We start from the raw sequence: 3,891 nt of genomic DNA on the forward strand, positions 1-3,891 counted from the left end.
CGGGAGGCGCCGGAGGTCAGCGAGGTGAGGCCGGAGGCCACCGCCGCCAACTGATCGGCTCTGTCCCGAGGGAAGCCCTCGGACATGGCGAGGAGGAGACCGTCCGCGGAGACCACGACCGTGTGGGACACACCGGGGGTGTTGTCCACGAAGTTGGTGATCAACCAGTTCAGGTTCTGCGCCGCCTGGCTCATCGGGCTCACACTAACGCTCCTGATCGTAGGTGCTGCCGGGGCCGAAGCCCTGTTGGTCATTCTGGGGGACCTCCGGGTGGTCCGTGCCCACGTTGCGTCCCTGCTGGACCCCGCGCCGCAGGTTGCTCAGCCGGCCGCGGACGTCCTCCGGAGCGCGGGAGACCTGCGGGCCGCCCTGCGGGCTCTGCTCCGCCGTGCCCTCGACCAGGTTGGCCTTGGGGACCCGCCGGGGCAGACCGGAGGAGGTGACTCCGCCCGCCTTCGGCTCGCGCAGCCGCTCCGCCCGCTGCCAGCGCTCGTCGTTGGCCGAGCGCCACTCGGAGTCGTCCGTACCGGGCTCCGGCGCGTTCCCCTGCGGGGCGGCCGCCGGTTCCTCCTGGGCACGGGGCCTGGAGGACGCCTCCTCGAACGGCTGCCACTGCTGCTGCTGAGCCTGCGGCCGGTCGGCGGCGCCGCGGCGCGGAAGACCGGCGTCGGTCAGCGGCGGTGCGCCGTTCGGGGTGGGGTCCGGTCGGTCGAATGCTACGCGTTCCGGACCGTCCGCGGGAGCGGGCGGCTGATTCCGGTCGGATTCCGTTTCCTGGCCGAAGTAGCCGCTCCGGGCTCCGTTTTCGGGCCAGTCGTCCTGCTGCTGCGGCTGGTACGGGGCGTACGGCTGCTGGCCGGCGGTCTCGCCGTAACCGACTTCGGCAAGTCCCTGGCCCTGCGGCGAGCCATCGCCGTAGATGCCTTGGCCCGGTTCCGCATATGCCTGGCCGGGGTGATTGCCGTAGTCCGCGCCGGGTTGCTGCGCCGGGTCCTGGAACAGCGCCGCCGACGGGTCCTGGTACTGGCCCTGCCCGAGGGGGTGCTGCTGGGTGCCCGCGCCGCCGGCCTGCGCCTCCAGCGCCGCCCGGCGCTCCTCGCGCATCAGCGAGCGGTTGACCGGGTCGAGCTGCGGAGCGGCGCCGTGCTGCCCATGGCCCAGCTCGTCGAAGCCCAGCTCGGCGGCCGAGCGGCCGTCGCTCTCGTACGCGCCCTGCTGGTGCTCGGGGACGATGCGGGAAACGGTGAAGTCGTCGTCGTAGCCCTCCTCGCCGCCACCGCCGTGGGTGATGGCCTCGGGGAGCATGACGAGGGACGTGGTGCCCGCCTGCTCGCCGGAGGGGCGGAGCTGGACACGGATGCCGTGCCGGTCGGCGAGGCGGCCGACCACGAACAGGCCCATGCGCTGGGAGACCGAGGCGTCCACGGTCGGCGGGTTGGCCAGCTTGTGGTTGATGTCCGCGAAGTCCTCGGGGGTGAGCCCGATGCCCTTGTCGTGGATCTCGATCATGACGCGGCCGTCCGGCAGCCGGGTGGCGGCGACCCGCACCTTGGTCTGCGGGGAGGAGAACGTGGTGGCGTTCTCCAGCAGCTCGGAGAGCAGGTGCACGAGGTCGGTCACGGCGGTGCCGTGGATGTCGCCGTCCGGCACGCCGGACAGCTCTATTCGCTCGTACGCCTCGACCTCGGACGTCGCCGCGCGCAGCACGTCGATCAGCGGTACCGGCTGGTTCCAGCGACGGCCCGGCTCCTCGCCCGCGAGGATGAGGAGGTTCTCGCCGTTGCGCCTCATACGGGTGGCCAGGTGGTCCATCCGGAAGAGGCTTTCGAGCTGGTCCGGGTCGGCCTCGTTGTTCTCCAGCTCGGTGATCAGGGTGAGCTGACGTTCGATCAGGCCCTGGTTGCGCTGCGAGAGGTTGGTGAAGATCGCGTTGACGTTGCCGCGCAGCAGGGCCTGCTCGGCGGCGAGCCGGACGGCCTCCCGGTGCACCTGGTCGAAGGCGCGGGCGACCTCGCCGATCTCGTCGGTGGTGTGGATCGGGATGGGCTGTACGCGGGTGTCGACGCGGCCCGGGTCCGTACGGGAGAGCTGGTCGACCAGGGTCGGCAGCCGCTGCTCGGCGATGCCGAAGGCCGCGGTGCGCAGCCGGCGCATGTTGCGGCTCATCCGGCGGGCCATCATGCCGGCCACCAGGAACGCGATGACCAGCGCGGCGATCACGATCGCGGAGTCGGTGAAGGTGGACTGCCGGGCGTCGGAGGAGATCTGGGCGGCCTCGTCGACGGCCTTGTCCGCGAGGTCCTTCTCGATGGCGCGGTACATGTCGAACGTGCCGGTCGCCGCGGCGAACCAGGTCTCCGGGGTGATGCCCTGCGCGGCGAGCTGCTGCGGCGTGGCGCCGGAGCCGATGGCGGCGGTCATCGCGTCGAAGGACGGCGGCGCCTTGAACTGCTGGCCGGCGGCCTCGGCGCGCTGCCTGGCCTTGGCGGCGGCCTCCGCGGCCTGCTTCCTGAGCTTGGCGGCGTCGTCCTTGAGCCGCTGTACGTCCTCGGGGGTGCCGCCGGAGGTGTACTCGCCGATGGCGATGTTCTCCAGGTACTTGTACGAGGCGAACGCGGTGAGCTGCTTCTTGTGCTCCTTGCCGCCCTGCGGGGAGGCCGGGTCGATCAGCAGGTGGGTACCGATGGCGCGGGTGAGCGACTCGGCGGCCTTGGCCAGCGAGACGGCGTAGACCGTACGGCCGTAGGACGTGATGTTGCCGGTGCCCAGGCCCAGCTCGTTGGCGAACTCCATCAGCGGGTGCTGGATGGCGACGTAGCCCTCTTCGGTCCGTACGCCGGTGAGCTGCGACGAGTACGCGGTCTCGCGCAGCTTCTTCAGGCCCGGCTCGACCTTCTCGAAGGCGGCCAGACGGCGCTTGAGGCCCTCCTTGGCGGGCATCTCCTCGACCGCGGCGTGGAACGCGTCCGCCGCGGCGTCGGTGGCCTGCCGCGCCTCGCCGACCGCCGGGTCGTCGCGCTTGCCGGTCAGCAGCGGCTCGGCGGTGCGGTCCCGTTCGTCGATGATGGCGTGGCTGTAGGCGGCCGCGGCGCGCACCAGCTTGGCGGTGGACTCGGCGTCCTGGGCCTCCTGCCAGGTCTCGACCGAGTTGTTCACGCGCAGGCCGCCGAAGACCAGGGCGACGAGTACGGGGATGAGCAGAATCGCGTTGAGCCGGGTGGCCACCCGCCAGTTGCGCGGGGAGAACCGCCCGCCGCTCACGGGGGCGGTGGCGGCCGGGCTCTCGGACGCGCCGGCAACCGGTGCCGCGCTGTGCGACGGCGGCGTGAAGTTGCCCCGCCGCGGTTCCTGCGGCTCGGGGCCCGCCTTGCTTCGCCTCACTCGACCAACAACCTCTCGGCGCCGGCACCGCACCCTTTTGCGCTGTGCCGTTTTCTTCAGGGCGTTACTACTCCGGAGTTCAGCGAATTTCAGCACGTCAGGACCGTGCGTTCCAAACACTGGGCAAAGGAGCGGCAACCCGCTGAGCACGTCAGATAAAAGGGGCGTTAAGGGCGAGGGGCGGCAAAAGGCGAGAGGAATGTGAGCACAGCGGAGCCGCGTGTGCGCGCCGGGTGTCGACGGCGGGTGAATTCTCTGTCGAAACGTTATGAACGCGACCGGCGGCGTGGCCAAGGACACAGTCCGTACGGGAACCGCCGGGGGCCCGGCCTTCCCGGCGCCGGGCGGCACCGGTCCGGCCTCTCATTGCCCGAGGCAACTTACTTCCGGGCGGGGCGACTTGAAGACATCACTTCAGGCGGGCCATGAGGGCGTGTTCGACGAGGGTGATGAGGGCGCTCTTGGCTTCGCTGCGGTGGCGGGCGTCGGTGGTGATGATGGGGGCGTCGG

The 3,891-nt window shown here is 71.2% G+C and carries 2 protein-coding genes and 1 pseudogene; all 3 read right to left on the bottom strand.

The window, feature by feature from the left end; genetic code table 11:
* A partial coding sequence (locus tag ACH4EB_RS38515) for a roadblock/LC7 domain-containing protein (protein ID WP_398350886.1) occupies positions 1–194 on the bottom strand: 194 nt, incomplete at its 3' end.
* 10 nt (positions 195–204) lie between these two features.
* The gene (locus ACH4EB_RS38520; protein ID WP_398353196.1) at positions 205–3,381 is read right to left on the bottom strand and encodes a nitrate- and nitrite sensing domain-containing protein; all 3,177 of its coding nucleotides are present in this window, start codon (positions 3,379–3,381) and stop codon (positions 205–207) included.
* 409 nt (positions 3,382–3,790) lie between these two features.
* A pseudogene (locus tag ACH4EB_RS38525) lies at positions 3,791–3,891 on the bottom strand (ATP-binding protein); the annotation flags it as partial.

Source organism: Streptomyces sp. NPDC018045 (assembly GCF_044327445.1).
GTDB lineage: Bacteria > Actinomycetota > Actinomycetes > Streptomycetales > Streptomycetaceae > Streptomyces.